This is a genomic window from Domibacillus antri (assembly GCF_001936625.1).
GTDB classification, from domain to species: domain Bacteria; phylum Bacillota; class Bacilli; order Bacillales; family Domibacillaceae; genus Domibacillus; species Domibacillus antri.
On sequence record NZ_MSDU01000008.1, the window covers coordinates 318,246 to 333,588 of the forward strand.

Here is a 15,343-nt window from a genome sequence, read left to right on the forward strand (position 1 = left end):
GGCAGCGCACACCAGAATTCCTCAGCACAATTCATTATGAAGGAGAAAAAAGAGACTGTCAATTTACTCACGATTTTCTGGCTTTTCAAATAAAAAGCTCATTTCATCCTCTGAAATACGAGCTCCCCACTCTGGAGACTTGTACGCATTCACCTGGGTAAAATTCATATACTCTCCCGGTTTCACGGATAACACATCCGCAACAAGCTTTGACAGCGGCGGTTCTGCTTCAACTGCTTTCCATTTCTTTTTTGTTAAGTAACTCCAGAGCGTTTGAATGTCAGCTTTCTCATACTGAAACAATCTGAACTCTTCCACTTTACTGACTAATGCAGGCAAAAGCGTGCGGTAATATGTGTCATACGCATGTTTATCCATCAATTGTGCCCCCTGTCATGCTCGTCCCTATTTGTACATATATCTCATTATACAATATTTTCTTCACAATTACTTTTCTGGAAAAGGCGGTGACGCATTGTCATCATTTATAAAAGGAACCATGTGGCTGGCGGGATCCATCTTCCTCGTCAAAATACTCGGGTTCGTCAACAGAATGATTATTGCCCGTTTAATTGGCGAAGAAGGTGTCGGGCTGTACATGGCCGTGTTTCCCGCCTTTATATTAACGGTAACAGCCGTGCAGTTTGGCTTGCCGATTGCCGTCACGCGAAGCATTGCGGCGGCAAAAAATGACCGGCAGCGAAAGCATATTTTCATCAGCTCGATTTTTTTCACCCTGTCGCTTGCAACGCTGTTCACACCGCTATTAATTGTGCTGGCTCCTTATTTGGCAGAAATGCTTTTTCATGACAAACGTGCTGTTTATCCGCTTTATGCAATCGCGCCATCCATTCCCATCATTGCGATCTCATCCATTTTACGCGGTTATTTTCATGGGATGATGAATATGAAGCCGGCCGCATTGTCGCAGTTGATCGAACAGATTGTCAGAATCGGGCTTATTATCGTCTCAGGCCGGATGCTGCTGCCATTTGGTATTGAATATGCGGCAGCCGGCGCCATGGCCGCTGCAACGGCCGGAGAGCTTGCTTCACTGCTTTATTTACTTTTATCCTTTCGTTTTGAATGGCGAAAAATTCGGAAATGGCCTGGAAAGCGGGTCAACCGTCAATTGGCCGGTGAATTAGCTGAAACGGCACTGCCGGCGGTCGGAAGCAGACTGATTGGATCGGGAGCTTGGTTTTTGGAGCCAATTGTTGTTGTCAAAAGTTTAGCCATTGCCGGATTGACTGCCGGGGCAGCTATGAGAGAATATGGCGTGTTAACCGGCTATGCACTGCCGCTTATGTTTTTGCCATCGTTTTTAACGGTCGCCCTTTCTTCTTCTCTTGTCCCGGATATAAGCGAATCTTACAGTAAGAAACAGTACAATGCGATTTCCTGGCGCATTAATGAGTCACTCCGTTTTTGTTTCTCAACAGGCGGTTTTGCGGTGATCGTGTTGTTTTTATTTTCAGAGCCGCTTATGTCGCTTATGTATCATACTAAAAAAGGGGCTGATCTGATTCAATTTATGGCGCCGTTTTTTCTTTTATATTACTGCCAAGGTCCGCTCCAGGCGGTTTTGCAGGCGCTGAATTTATCAAGAGCGGCCATGATGAACAGTCTTTTCGGCGCAGCAGTAAAATTATGTGTCATTTTTTTATTCGCCCGGCTTCCTCAGTTCGGCATTATGGGGGCAGCGATCGGCATTGCCGCGAGCATCGTTCTCGTTACCCTTCTTCATACAGCCTCTATGTTAAAAGCCGTTCCGATGAAACTGCCATACGGCCTTTATCTAAAAATGGCCCTTTTGCTTGTTTTTACGTACCTGGCTGTAAAGTCTGTTTTACCACTTTTAATGGTTTCACCCGTTCTTCATCTTCTCAGCGGCATTACAGTTTGTTTCATTGTCTACATGTTCGGGGCAGCTGCTCTTGGAATTTTCAAAAGAAGAGATGTGACGATGATCCTGTTCTGGCGTTCATGACAAAAAGAGCCTCCAGAAGCGATTGCTTCTGGAGGCTCTTTTTTCATTAAAGGGTTCCTTTATCGACAACATCGCGTATAGCAGAACGGTCAAACGTTAAACGCGTGCCGTCGCCTACGATGATCGTGACTGTCGTTTCATCGGATGATTCGATCATACCGTGAAGTCCGCCAATCGTGACGATTTTATCCCCTTTTTGCAGGTTGTTTTGCATTTCCATCACCTGACGCTGGCGCTTTCGCTGCGGACGGATCAGCAGGAAATAAAACAGCGCAAACATCACGATCAATGGTAAAAACTGTGCTAATTGATTCATATTCGATTTTCACTCCTTTCCAAAAACAGAACAACGTCAAAAGTTTTTTGCATCCGGACGGTTAAAACCGTATTGCTCAAAGAACTCCTCACGGAAATCACCAAGCCGGTCCTCACGGATCGCCTGACGTACGTTTTCCATTAATTTTATCAGAAAATGAAGATTATGATAAGTCGTAAGTCGAATTCCAAACGTTTCATTACAATGAAGCAAGTGACGAATGTAGGCACGTGAATAATTTTTACATGTGTAACAGTCACAGTTCGGATCAAGCGGACCGAAATCACGGGCATATTTTGCGTTTTTCACAACGAGTCGTCCTTCACTTGTCATTAATGTGCCATTTCTTGCAATGCGTGTCGGCAGTACACAGTCAAACATGTCCACACCGCGCATTGCACCATCAATAAGAGAGTCCGGTGAACCGACGCCCATTAAATAGCGGGGCTTATCAGCAGGCAAGTGCGGGGTTGTAAAATCCAGCACACGGTTCATCACATCTTTCGGTTCACCAACGGAAAGACCGCCTATAGCATATCCAGGAAAATCAAGCGATACGAGATCTTTTGCACTTTGACGGCGCAGTTCTTCATACTCGCCGCCTTGTACAATGCCAAACAACCCTTGGTCTTCCGGCCGTTTATGCGCAGTGAGACAGCGTTCGGCCCAGCGTGATGTCCGTTCAACCGATTTTTTCATATAGTCATATTCAGCAGGATATGGAGGACATTCATCGAATACCATCATAATATCCGACCCGAGTGCATTTTGAATTTCCATTGCTTTTTCCGGAGATAAAAATAATTTGTCACCATTCAGGTGGTTGCGGAAATGAACCCCTTCTTCTTCAATTTTCCGGAATTCACTTAATGAAAAGACCTGGAAACCGCCGGAATCCGTTAAAATTGCGCCATCCCAGTTCATGAATTTATGCAGACCGCCTGCTTCCTGTACAATGTCATGGCCGGGACGAAGCCATAAGTGATACGTGTTGCTTAATAAAATATTGGCGCCCATCTGCTTAATGTCTTCCGGTGACATCGTTTTTACGGTAGCCAGTGTTCCAACCGGCATAAATACCGGTGTTTCAAAGCTTCCATGCGGCGTATGGACACGGCCGAGCCGTGCGCCGGTCTGCTTGCACGTTTTAATTAATTCATATTTAATGGCTGACATTGTCAAGACCGCCTTCCAAATCGATAATAAGCATGGCATCGCCAAAGCTGAAGAAACGATATTTTTCTTTTACCGCTTCCGCATAGGCAGAAAGCACATTTTCCTTTCCGGCAAGAGCACTGATTAACATAATGAGTGTTGATTTTGGCAGATGAAAATTTGTAATCATGCCGTCAATCGCGCCAAACTGAAAACCGGGATAAATAAAAATATCCGTCCAGCCGCTGGATGCTTCCACAACCCCGTGATCGCGGGCTGCTGTTTCAAGCGTGCGGACTGAGGTGGTGCCGACAGCAATGACACGGCCTCCTTCCGCTTTCGTTTTCTGAATGGCTTCTGCTGTCCGTTCGGAAATGGTGTAGTATTCAGCGTGCATATCATGATCTTCAATCGAATCAACGGAGACAGGACGGAACGTGCCAAGACCGACATGCAGCGTAATAAATTCAACACCAACCCCGCGCTCTTTCAATTCACTAAGCAGCTGTTCCGTAAAATGAAGGCCGGCTGTCGGTGCTGCTGCGGAACCACGTTCTTTTGCGTAAACCGTTTGATAACGGTCTTTTTCTTCAAGCTGTTCTTTTATATATGGAGGAAGCGGCATTTCGCCAAGTTCATCAAGCACTTCATAAAAAATACCTTCATACTCAAAGCGCAGCATACGTCCGCCATGCTCTTCTTCGGCTGTACAAACGGCGCGAAGTTTGCCATCGCCAAATGAAATGACACTTCCTTTTTTCATGCGCTTTGCCGGTTTGACAAGCGTTTCCCACACATCCTGTTCATTCTGCTTTAATAAAAGAACTTCAATATTTGCGCCTGTGTCTTCTTTCACACCGTGAAGACGGGCCGGCAGCACTTTCGTATCGTTCAACACAAGCAAATCACCCGGCTGCAAGTAATCCACTATATGTTTAAACACTTCGTGGCGCACAGCACCTGTTTTTTTATCAAGCACCATCATCCGGCTTTCTGCACGTTCCTTTAAAGGAGTCTGTGCAATAAGCTCTTCCGGCAAATTAAAATCAAAATCTTCTACCTTCATCTCCACACCTCTTATTTATTTCCATTTTCCAATCACATAAAAAATAAGCGACAGTACAATACTTGCAACAATAGATGTCACAATCGGAAAGTAAAAAGTCGCGTTTTCTTTTTTAATGACGATATCACCAGGAAGCCGGCCAAGCTTTGTAAACTGCATTAAAAAGCCGATAACGAGCAGCACCGCCCCGATGATCATCAATAGTCTGCCCATTACGGTCATGATGAAGGCACCTCCAGATGAAAATGTTCATATGCGGCCGGCAATGCCGTCCGGCCGCGCGGCGTCCGCTGCAAGAAGCCAATTTGCAATAAATAGGGTTCATAGACATCCTCAATCGTCGCCGGCTCTTCCCCGATGCTTGCGGCAAGTGTATCAAGGCCGACCGGCCCACCCTTGAAACGGCCAAGAATAGTCGTCAAAAGCTTATGATCGATATGATCAAGGCCGAGGCGATCCACCTGTAAAAGTTCCAGAGCTTCATTCGCTTTTTCAAGCGTGATGTCCCCATCACCACGCACTTCCGCATAGTCACGGACCCGCTTTAACAAACGGTTCGCGATCCGTGGTGTTCCGCGGGATCGGCGCGCCAGCTCTTTAGCACCTTCGTCATCTATTTCCGTACCAAAAATATCCGCTGTCCGCAAAATCACATTTGTCAGCTGCTCCGGAGAATAGTATTCAAGACGCGAGTGAACACCGAACCGGTCACGAAGCGGTGCGGATAAGGCCCCCGCACGTGTCGTCGCGCCGATTAATGTAAAGGGCGGCAAATCAAGCCGGACAGAGCGTGCCTCCGGCCCCTTCCCGATCACAATATCCAGGCAAAAATCTTCCATGGCAGGATATAAAACCTCTTCAATGGACCGCGGCAGCCGATGAATTTCATCAATAAATAAAACGTCACCCGGCGCCAGTGCGGTCAGCACGGCCGCCAGATCACCAGGACGTTCTATCGCCGGTCCCGATGTTGTCCGGAACCCTGCGCCCATTTCGTTCGCAATAACGGCCGCCATCGTTGTTTTCCCGAGCCCGGGCGGTCCGTACAATAACACATGATCAAGTGTCTCTTCCCGCTTCAAAGCCGCTTCAATAAAAATAGACAGGTTTTGTTTCACCTTGTCCTGTCCAATATATTGATTTAACGTCTGCGGACGGAGCGATTGTTCTTCAAACCGCTCATCTGCTCCGGCACCGCCTGATACAACACGCTGATCTTCCAACAAAGCTCCCTCCTTTTATCCGAGCAATAATTGCAGTCCTTTGCGAATGTATTCATCGGTTGACATCGCTTCTTCTTTTTCAAGACGTCCCGAAATCCGCTTTATTTCTCTAGCTGAATACCCAAGCGCTTCAAGAGCAAGCAGCGCTTCTTCCAACTCTGCATTACTTGGCGCAGCAGATTGTACCTTTTCCGGCTGGAATAATCCGGATAGATGATCCGGCATCACTTCATCCAGTTTCCCTTTTAAGTCCAAAATCATCTGCCTTGCTGTTTTTTTACCGATGCCGGGAAACTTGATTAAATAAGCTTCATCTTCGCGGTCAATCGCACCGACGACATGTGAAGGCTCACCGGATGCCAGTACGGCAAGCGCGCCTTTAGGGCCGATACCCGATACGCTGATCAATTTTTCAAACAGCCGCTTTTCTTCCGATGTCATAAACCCGAATAAAAGCTGCGTGTCTTCCCTTACATGATGATACACATAAACCGTCACATTCGTTTGTTCATATTTCGAAAATGCAAACGGGTTTGGCGTTAACAGCAGATACCCGATTCCATTCGTTTCAACCACAATATATTCCGGGCCAATGAAAGTAATAGTGCCTTTTATGTACTCGTACAAAATGTCCGCTCCTTTAACACGATTCGTCCATTGTATCATACCATATGAAAATCAAAAAAGAAACATTTGTTCCCTTAATATTCAGTCACCTTTGAAATACTCATCCACAGCCACGACAAGGGCGCCCATCCGCTCATGTTCCGGTGCCACTATACGTGTAACACCATGTTCATTCAAGGTTCCCGTAGTGACTTTTCCAACTGAACCGGCGACGGCTTTTTCATTAAATGCACTGGCCAATTCTGCTGCTAAATGGCGTTTTGACGCTTCTTGAAATAAAACACGGACTTGTGGAGACGCCGTAAACAGCACGGCTTCAACATCGCCGGCGATTACTTCATCCACAAGCTGTGCTACAACGTCCGGCTGCGGGACGGTCGTTTTGTACGGGAGCACGTATGAGAGGACGGCTCCTTTTTCTTCAAGCCAATTTTCAAGCGCAGGTACAGGTTCGCCGTGCAGCTGCAAAAAAACGGATTTTTCATGTAAGTCCTGTTCTTGCAGGGCATTTAATAATCCGGCATTTGTCCCGTCACCATCCACCACTTCCGGTACAAATCCGTATTTTTTCAATGCCTGCACCGTTTTATATCCGCGGCTCGCAATGTGGGATTGACCAATTACCTGTTTAAACTCATTTAGGAGTCCAAGTGATTCTGCCGCTTCAAATACCGTATTTGTACCGATTCCTGTTGTGAAAATACTCCAGTCTGTTCCTTGATCTATAACTGTTTCAATTTCTTTTTTCATTTCTTCCGGCGTACATTTTACCGTTTCCTGTAATGGACGCTCCAGCGGGATACCGCCTTTTTTTTCAATCATTGTGCCCATTTCCGCCATTTTGCGTGAACCGGCAATGGCAATTCGCTTGTTAGTTAAATTCCCCATGACTTCTCCCCATTTCTCTTTTCTTTTAATACTATCTTTTTCACTTCTGTTTTTCCATAAAAAAAAAAAGACGGTTCAACAAATGGTTGAACCGTCCTGACTGCCATTACTTAAGTGGTTTTTTTAAGATTCCAAGAAGGACAGCCGTAACTGCTGCTCCAATGAGAACAGCCACGAAGTAAAGGAATGGATTTCCTTGTACAATCGGGAAAACGAAAATTCCGCCATGCGGAGCTGGTAGTCCGATTTTAAAAAGCATGGTCAAAGCACCGGCAACCGCGGATCCGATAATCGCAGCCGGCAGGACACGCGCCGGATCTTTCGCCGCGAACGGAATGGCTCCTTCTGTAATGAAAGACATTCCCATAATATAGTTTGTTTTCCCGGCGTCACGTTCCTGTGCTGTAAATCTCGATTTAAAGAAAGTTGTCGCAAGCGCGATACCAAGCGGGGGAACCATCCCTCCCGCCATAACGGCAGCATGCGGCGCGTAGTTTCCTGCATCAATCATGGCAATGCCGAATGTAAAGGCAGCTTTGTTGACAGGACCGCCCATGTCTACAGCCATCATACCGCCAAGAATAATACCCAGAAGAACAAGGTTGCTTGTACCCATACCGCCAAGGACGTCTACTAACCATGTATTGAGTGCACTTACCGGACCATTAATGACATATATCATAGCTATACCGGTAATAAAAACACCAAATAAAGGATACAATAAGACTGGTTTAATACCCTCAAGAGATTGCGGAAGACCGTTAAATAATTTCTTTAGTCCAATAACCGCATACCCTGCAAGGAAACCGGCAATCAAGCCTCCAAGGAAACCAGAACCGCCATTGGCTGCCAAAATACCGCCAATCATCCCCGGAGCAAGACCTGGACGATCTGCAATACTCATTGCAATGAAACCGGCCAATACCGGAATCATAAGGGCAAACGCACTGCCGCCCCCAATATCCATTAATGCTTTGGCAAATTCATTGTAAGTTGGATGATCCGGCTTGAAAGCCTCAATACCAAAAGCAAATGAAATGGCAATTAAAATACCGCCTCCCACAACGAATGGGAGCATAGCGGATACACCGCTCATTAAATGCTTGTAAAAAGCGTTACCAGCTGATCCCGCGGCATCTTCTTTACTTGAACCGCTTCCTCCCTGGTAAACAGGGGCATCCTGCTTCACCGCGCGGTCCAAAAGTCCATCCGGGTTGCGAATTCCCTGCGCAACCGGCACTTGAATTACGTGTTTGCCTTTGAAACGCTCCATTTCAATCTGCTTGTCCGCTGCCACGATAATCGCTGATGCGTTAGCAATTTCATCTGCCGTCAATGCGTTTTTCACGCCGCTTGAACCGTTTGTTTCGACTTTAAAGTTAATTCCTTTTTCTTTCGCTTTTGCTTTTAATGCATCTGCCGCCATGTATGTGTGGGCAATACCTGTCGGGCAGGCTGTCACCGCAAGAACAGTCGGTGCACGGTCATTTACCGGAGCTGGTGTTTCTTCTTCAACCGGTGCCTCTTCACGAGATTCAAATGCCTGGACAATGTCCTCTTCTGTCTGTGCATTCATCAATACTTCGCGGAATGAAGAGTCCATCAAAAATGAAGACAAACTTGACAGTGTTTCAAGATGCGCTTCATTCGCGCCATCCGGAGCTGCAATCATGAAGAATAGGTTTGCCGGCTGTCCATCAAGTGATTCATAATCAATTCCTTCTTTGGAGCGTCCGAAAGCGACAGCGGCTGTCTTGACTGCCGCTGTTTTGGCATGAGGAATCGCAATCCCTTCGCCAACACCGGTTGTGCTTTGTGCCTCACGTGCTAAAATGGCTTCTTTAAAAGCAGCATTGTCGTTTAAACGGCCCGCTTGATCTAATTTTGCTGCAAGTTCATCTATAACAGAGGCTTTGTCAGATGACGAAAGATCCATAATAATCGTGTCTTTTTTCAATAAATCTGTGATTTTCATTGTGTGCCCTCCTGTTCTAATTTCATTATTTTCACACGGCTGTACACCTGTTCCACTTCCGCTTTTGTACATAAATCATCCGAGAATGCCGTTGCACTGCCTGCTGCGACTGCCCAATGAAAGGCTTTGTGCGGTTCAAGTCCGGCTTCAATTTTCGCCATAAATGCGGCAACCATTGAATCCCCGGCTCCAACTGTATTTTTCACCGTTCCTGTTGGCGGCGAGGCAAAATAGACGGATTCTTTATTCACAAAAACAGCACCTTCCCCACCCATTGAAACAATGACATTTTCTATTCCGCCATCAATGAGCTTTTTCGCAATAAGCGCTGCTTCTTCTTTCGTATTGACATCCGTTCCAAGCAGTTCACTTAATTCATGATGATTAGGTTTTATAAAAAACGGATTGTATGGTAACAGTTCTTTTAGTGCCGCACCGCTCGTATCAACCACAACGCGGGCCCCTTTTTTTCGGGCTGTATCAATCAATGTGCCCGCATAATCCGCCGGAAGTGACGATGGTACGCTGCCGCCGATATGGAGCCAGTCGCGCTCGGTCAACTCACTTGTCACTTGCACAAGACGATTTGCCTCTTCCTCGGAAATAACGGGGGCCGGTCCATTAATCTCTGTTTCCGTGCCGGATTTTAGCTTTACATTAATGCGTGTCGTACCATTAACAGAAGTAAACCGGTGAAACACACCTTCACGATCAAGCTCACTCTTAATAAAATCACCGGTAAATCCCCCGGCAAACCCGATCGCACATGTATCGCTGCCAAGACGTTTCAGCAATCGTGAAACATTGATGCCTTTACCGCCTGCGTATAGATCTGCACTTTCTGATCGATTTAAGCCGCCCGCTTGAAAATCTTCAACGCGTACAACATAGTCGACAGCTGGATTTAACGTACATGTGTAAATCATATTAAAGCCTCCTTGATGTCCGTTCTGTCTTCGAACATCCGTCTCGTTTTCTCTGTTATTTTTCCAGTTACTATGACCGCTTGTTCCAAATCCGCAATGTGTACAAAGGCGCTTTCCTGAAATTTTGACGCATCTGTTACAACGTATGGCTGCTGTGCGCGTTTAAGTGCTTCTCTTTTAACCGCTGCTTCTTCAGGATCCGGAGTCGTGTAGCCGGCCGCTATGTGAATCCCATTTACACCAAGAAAGGCTTTATCAAACCAGTATTGCTGCAGTCCATGAACCGCGCCGGTACCAGTTAACGCTTTGGTGGATTGTTTAAGCCGGCCGCCGGTTCCATACGCTTCGATTCCGCATTCCACCAGAAGCCTTAAATGATCAAAACCGTTTGTTACCGCGACAATATTTTTTGCTTTAATATAAGGAATCAGCGCTAATGTCGTTGTACCCGCATCTATGAAGATGCAGTCATTGTCTTCGATGAGGGATGCAGCCAGCCGGCCGGCCGCACGCTTTTCATCTAAAAAGCGGTTCGTTTTTTCATCCATCGTCGGCTCTGTGCGTTTCCGTGATACTTTTGCCGCACCGCCGTGAACACGTCTGAGCAGCCCCGCATCTTCCAAATCGGTTAAGTCCCTGCGGATCGTTGATTCTGATGCGCCCGTCGATTCAGTCAGCTCATGAATTTTAACCACTTCTTTTTCTTTCAGAAAATTTAAAATCATCACATGGCGTTCTTCCGTCAACACAGGTTTCATCCCTCCTGTTCTTTTTTGTTGATTTCATTATACAACCGCTTTCATATAAAAACAATCATTTTCAATCATTTTTTATCAAAAACAATCAAAAATCAGTCAAATTTGCTTATTTCATCAAAAAAACAAGATGACCAAGAGATCATCCTGCTTTAGATCAAATCATATTTGAAGGATTATGCTTCTTATTGAATGCTGTTTGTTTCGCTTCTTTGTATATCCGCTGAAAACGAAAGAAAAGACGCGCACGAAGCACGCCTCACCTAGTTATCTATGGCAATATGGGCAATGCGGCATCATGTGCGGCCATGAATAATCTTGCATTTCTATTTTCTCTTCACGCTCCATCTCCACTTCATGCATATATGGCATCATATGCGGCATTGGATAAGGCATCGGAAATGGGATAGGGTAAAAATAGCAAGGCATCGGCGGACAGGGCATCATCATTCCATGTTCTTCAGGTGACGGAGCAGGAACCGGCTGGGTCATCCAATTTTCCGGCTTGATCGGCTCCTCGATTTCTTCCATTTCCAACTCCATCACAGGTGGATACGGCGTCGGTTTTTCATGTGCAAAAGGATGTACCCTTTCCTTCTCGGGATAGATTTTTTCTTTCTCTTTAACCGGAGCTGCGTGTTCTTTTTCTTTTTTCGGAACTATTTTTTCCTTTCCTTTGTGACCGGCAGATTCAGGTATTTTAATTTTCATACCCGGAACGATCATTTCTGGATTGGCGAGGTGCGCATTCATCTTTTTCACTTCTTCAAAACTGACCCCATACTTTTCAGAAATTGACCATAGCGTATCACCGCGCTGAACAATATGGATTTTCATTGTTTCCCTCCTCAATGAGCATTCAACATATTGTATGCGCCCACATCGTCCATGTGCTGAAAAATTCAGTCCGCCTGTGCCAGCATTCTCTCAAGAGAAAGCCGTGCCTGTGCGGCTGTTTCTTCATCTACAGTGATGATATTGCCCGTTCCTCCTTCCATAATTGTTTCCAGCGACCAGAGAAGATGCGGCAAATCGATCCGGTTCATCGTCAGGCATGGACACATATTCGGGTTCAATGACATGATGTCTTTATCCGGATGCTGCGCGATAATGCGTTTGACGAGATTCATTTCGGTTCCAATGGCCCATGCGGAGCCTGGAGATGCCTTTTCGATTGCTTCGATAATGTACTTTGTCGAACCGTTATCATGAGACAACGCAACGACTTCACGGCGGCATTCGGGATGAACGATAATGTTCACATCCGGTCTTGTCCGTCGCAGCTCTTCAATATTTGAAACGGTAAAATTTTCGTGAACCGAGCAGTGTCCTTTCCACAAAATCACTTGGATGTTATCCAGATCCCCATCGTACTCCAGCGTGTCCGTCATTGGATTCCAGATCGCCATCTGATCAAGCGGAACGCCCATATCAAACGCCGTATTGCGGCCGAGGTGCTGATCCGGCAAAAATAACAGGCGTTCCTTCTGTGTAAATGCCCATTTTACTATGGATCGTGCGTTTGAAGATGTCACACACGATCCGCCATTTCTTCCGGTAAACGCTTTAATGGCGGCTGTTGAATTGACATAGGTGAGCGGGATGATCGTGTTACCGAATAAACCCTGCAGAGCTGTCCAGGCGCGTTCCGTTTGGTAAATATCAGCCATATCCGCCATTGAGCAGCCCGCGCGCATATCGGGTAAATATACGGTCTGGCTGTCCATCGTCAAAATATCTGCTGTTTCTGCCATAAAATGAACACCGCAAAATACAATATGTTTTGCCGCACGGTTCGCCGCTGATACTTGTGCCAATTGCAATGAATCTCCAATTGCATCTGCAAACTGGATGACTTCATCTTTTTGATAATGGTGACCCGGAATGAAAAGGGATGTGCCAAGTTCTTTTCTTATGTCATGAACTCGCTGCTCCATTGCAGCCTCCTCCATATTCCGATATTTTTCCGGAAGTATGGCTTCTTTTGTCTTCAACAGTTCAGTCAGCCCCATTCAATCCAGCCCCTTTCATTTCCACGCGTGCACTAATATCGAGCGCTTTCACAGAATGAGTGAGTGCCCCAAGTGAAATCCAGCCCACGCCCGTTAACGCATATTCACGCAAGTTTTCCAGTGTAATGCCGCCTGACGCTTCCGTGGCAATGTGCGCCGGAACAAGCGGCAGCCATGCTTTTATGTCAGCCGGCGTGCAGTTATCGAACATAATCATATCCGCTCCTGCTGCCACCGCTTCTTCCAGCTGCTCTTTCGTTTCGATTTCCACTTCAATTTTCACCGTCAATCCGCAAACATTACGCGCTTGTTCCACACCGCGCGTAATGCTTCCGGCAAAAGCAATATGGTTGTCTTTCAGCATGACCGCATCATAAAGACCCGTCCTGTGATTAAACGCCCCGCCGGCTCTTACAGCATATTTTTCAAGCATGCGCAGCCCCGGTACCGTTTTTCTTGTATCACAAATACGTGCTCCCGTTCCTTCCACTTTTTTGACCGCCTGCGCCGCTGCGGTTGCAATCCCGGACATTCGCTGAATGACATTTAATATAACCCGTTCCCCGGCCAGCAGCCCGCGCAATGAGCCGTGAATACGGGCAATCATTTCGCCCGCTTCCACTTTTTCACCGTCTTTTTTAAATACCGCAACCGTAACCTGCTCATCTACCAGCCGAAAACCCCTTTCAATAACAGAGCGCCCGCAAAAAACACCTTCTTCTTTGGCGGTAAATGTAAAAGACCCCCTTTCTTCTTCTGAAAAAATACTATCCCCCGACAAATCACGGTCCCCAATATCTTCAATAAAAAAAGCTGTAAGCATTTGGTCGAGCTTGATCAAATTCATTTTCTTCACCCCTCACCGACAACATTCCTTTTTCAAACGTCACCCATTTTTTTCTCCATAATGGTGCTGATTCCGGAAAATCCGCCCGGATATGAGCCCCCCGCGTCTCGGTTCTCTCTAATGCCGCCCTGGCAATTAAATACGCTGTCGTATGCATGAACAGCTTCTCCATGTCTTCAATAGACAGTCCGCTTATGTCACCATTCGCTCCTTCCATTATCCGCAAGCAGTCCGTCATTCTGGCGAGTCCTTGTTTCGTCCGAATGATTCCGGCATCCTCCATCATCCTCTTCTTCAGTTCGTCCATTTCAAAAAGCGGCGGCAGCTGAACCGGACGAGCTTGTTCGGCCGGCTGGAAATTCATCGATTTTTTTTTATAAGTTAAAATGTGTATTGCCATCCTTTTCCCAAATGCAATGCCCTCGAGAAGAGAATTGCTAGCAAGACGATTCGCTCCATGCACACCTGTACACGCTGTTTCACCGGCCGCATACAATCGTGCAATCGAGGTTCGTCCATACGAATCCGCCTTCACCCCTCCCATTAAAAAATGGCTTCCCGGTGCAACCGGAATCAATCCTTCTTTTAAGTCAATCCCATTTTCTAAACATAAAGCAGAAATCGTCGGAAACCTCTCCTGAAAATCATTAATCATCGATACATCAAGAAACACGTTACGCCCCTTCTTGAGCGCTTTGTAAATTTCAAACGCGGTTATGTGCCGGGGAGCGAGATCTTCCATCGGATGAACGCCTCTCATGAGCCGCCGCCCGTTTTCATCGACAAGAACGGCACCAGCTCCCCGAACCGCTTCTGATACGAGACCTTTCGTTTCACCATTGACAAATAAAAGAGTCGGGTGAAATTGCACAAATTCCATATCGGTTACCTCTACCCCTGCCCGGTAAGCAAGAGCAATCCCGTCACCGGTCAGTGTTTTTCTGTTTGAGGTGAACGGATACAGCGCTCCTGCCCCGCCGGTTGCAAGAATGGTGTGCTGCGCTTCATATGTATGAATCACACCGTCTGCATTTTTCGTCTTCACACCGAAACATGTTCCATTTGACACTATCAGCTCAAAGGCCATTTCTCGTTCGATAATACGAACATTATCCGGCAATGATTGAATGAAATGCTCAATCATCATTTTCCCGGTGGCATCACCGCCTGAATGAACGATCCGATGCCTGCTGTGCGCTCCTTCTAAACAAAGTGACAATGTTCCATCCGATCGATAGTCTGCCGGAAACCCTTCTTGTAAAAGTTCTTTCACAGCGTTTGCACCTTCTGTGATGAGCTGCTGAACGTTTGACAGAGAGTGATGATATTCCCCCGCTTCGAATGTGTCCTGCATGTGGGAATCATACGTATCGTCTGTGGACAAAACAGCCGCAATTCCACCCTGTGCATAATATGAATTGCTGTCACGAATAACCGATTTTGTGATAACAATCACATTCACTTGCACTCCTAAATGTTTGGCAGCCTGCAGCGCGGCAATTCCCGATCCGATGATAACGACCTGCGACGAAAATTTCATCGTTTACCCTCACTTTACAGTTG

16 protein-coding genes are annotated in these 15,343 nt (G+C 46.4%); 1 reads left to right on the plus strand and 15 read right to left on the minus strand.

Translation table 11 applies throughout. The annotated features are described in order from the left end of the window. Nucleotides 1-63: 63 nt before the first annotated feature. Nucleotides 64-378 (minus strand): post-transcriptional regulator, encoded by a 315-nt coding sequence (locus BTO30_RS05750; protein WP_083632315.1) that lies wholly within the window; start codon nucleotides 376-378, stop codon nucleotides 64-66. Nucleotides 379-475: 97 nt separating this feature from the next. Here BTO30_RS05750 and spoVB point away from each other — a divergent pair, with 97 nt between their 5' ends. Continuing rightward, a complete protein-coding gene (gene spoVB / locus BTO30_RS05755; protein WP_075397753.1) occupies nucleotides 476-1,990 on the plus strand; it encodes a stage V sporulation protein B in 1,515 nt (504 codons plus the stop codon). Nucleotides 1,991-2,036: 46 nt separating this feature from the next. Here spoVB and yajC read toward each other — a convergent pair whose 3' ends face one another. The 14 genes from yajC to nadB all read right to left on the minus strand — a co-directional run bounded on the left by yajC (nucleotide 2,037) and on the right by nadB (nucleotide 15,320). Next, nucleotides 2,037-2,306, minus strand: a complete 270-nt coding sequence (yajC, locus tag BTO30_RS05760; RefSeq protein WP_075397754.1) for a preprotein translocase subunit YajC — start codon at nucleotides 2,304-2,306, stop codon at nucleotides 2,037-2,039. Between the two features lie 36 nt (nucleotides 2,307-2,342). Further along, nucleotides 2,343-3,482, minus strand: coding sequence for a tRNA guanosine(34) transglycosylase Tgt (gene tgt / locus BTO30_RS05765; protein ID WP_075397755.1), 1,140 nt, complete (start codon nucleotides 3,480-3,482; stop codon nucleotides 2,343-2,345). Next, complete coding sequence (gene queA, locus BTO30_RS05770) at nucleotides 3,469-4,527, minus strand: tRNA preQ1(34) S-adenosylmethionine ribosyltransferase-isomerase QueA (protein ID WP_075397756.1); 1,059 nt, start codon at nucleotides 4,525-4,527, stop codon at nucleotides 3,469-3,471. The genes tgt and queA overlap by 14 nt, the downstream gene beginning before the upstream one ends. 15 nt (nucleotides 4,528-4,542) lie before the next feature. Then, nucleotides 4,543-4,749, minus strand: coding sequence for a DUF2905 domain-containing protein (locus tag BTO30_RS05775; RefSeq protein ID WP_075397757.1), 207 nt, complete (start codon nucleotides 4,747-4,749; stop codon nucleotides 4,543-4,545). Further along, nucleotides 4,746-5,753, minus strand: coding sequence for a Holliday junction branch migration DNA helicase RuvB (ruvB, locus tag BTO30_RS05780; protein WP_425429443.1), 1,008 nt, complete (start codon nucleotides 5,751-5,753; stop codon nucleotides 4,746-4,748). The genes BTO30_RS05775 and ruvB overlap by 4 nt, the downstream gene beginning before the upstream one ends. A gap of 12 nt (nucleotides 5,754-5,765) precedes the next feature. After that, on the minus strand, nucleotides 5,766-6,377 hold the full coding sequence (gene ruvA / locus BTO30_RS05785) for a Holliday junction branch migration protein RuvA (RefSeq protein ID WP_075397759.1): 612 nt from the start codon (nucleotides 6,375-6,377) through the stop codon (nucleotides 5,766-5,768). 81 nt (nucleotides 6,378-6,458) lie between these two features. Continuing rightward, the gene (locus BTO30_RS05790) at nucleotides 6,459-7,265 is read right to left on the minus strand and encodes a uroporphyrinogen-III synthase (protein WP_075397760.1); all 807 of its coding nucleotides are present in this window, start codon (nucleotides 7,263-7,265) and stop codon (nucleotides 6,459-6,461) included. Nucleotides 7,266-7,371: 106 nt separating this feature from the next. Then, nucleotides 7,372-9,240 (minus strand): PTS fructose transporter subunit IIABC, encoded by a 1,869-nt coding sequence (locus BTO30_RS05795; RefSeq protein ID WP_075397761.1) that lies wholly within the window; start codon nucleotides 9,238-9,240, stop codon nucleotides 7,372-7,374. Then, nucleotides 9,237-10,166, minus strand: a complete 930-nt coding sequence (gene pfkB, locus BTO30_RS05800; RefSeq protein WP_075397762.1) for a 1-phosphofructokinase — start codon at nucleotides 10,164-10,166, stop codon at nucleotides 9,237-9,239. Before pfkB ends, BTO30_RS05795 begins: the two co-directional genes overlap by 4 nt. Beyond that, entirely contained in the window at nucleotides 10,163-10,915 is a 753-nt protein-coding gene (locus BTO30_RS05805) for a DeoR/GlpR family DNA-binding transcription regulator (protein ID WP_075397763.1), read from the minus strand. Before BTO30_RS05805 ends, pfkB begins: the two co-directional genes overlap by 4 nt. 273 nt (nucleotides 10,916-11,188) lie before the next feature. Further along, complete coding sequence (gene safA / locus BTO30_RS17850; protein ID WP_075397764.1) at nucleotides 11,189-11,758, minus strand: SafA/ExsA family spore coat assembly protein; 570 nt, start codon at nucleotides 11,756-11,758, stop codon at nucleotides 11,189-11,191. A gap of 65 nt (nucleotides 11,759-11,823) precedes the next feature. Next, the gene (nadA, locus tag BTO30_RS05815; RefSeq protein WP_075397765.1) at nucleotides 11,824-12,933 is read right to left on the minus strand and encodes a quinolinate synthase NadA; all 1,110 of its coding nucleotides are present in this window, start codon (nucleotides 12,931-12,933) and stop codon (nucleotides 11,824-11,826) included. Then, entirely contained in the window at nucleotides 12,920-13,780 is an 861-nt protein-coding gene (gene nadC / locus BTO30_RS05820; protein WP_075397766.1) for a carboxylating nicotinate-nucleotide diphosphorylase, read from the minus strand. Before nadC ends, nadA begins: the two co-directional genes overlap by 14 nt. Further along, nucleotides 13,734-15,320, minus strand: a complete 1,587-nt coding sequence (nadB, locus tag BTO30_RS05825; RefSeq protein ID WP_075397767.1) for an L-aspartate oxidase — start codon at nucleotides 15,318-15,320, stop codon at nucleotides 13,734-13,736. Before nadB ends, nadC begins: the two co-directional genes overlap by 47 nt. Between the last annotated feature and the right edge of the window lie 23 nt (nucleotides 15,321-15,343).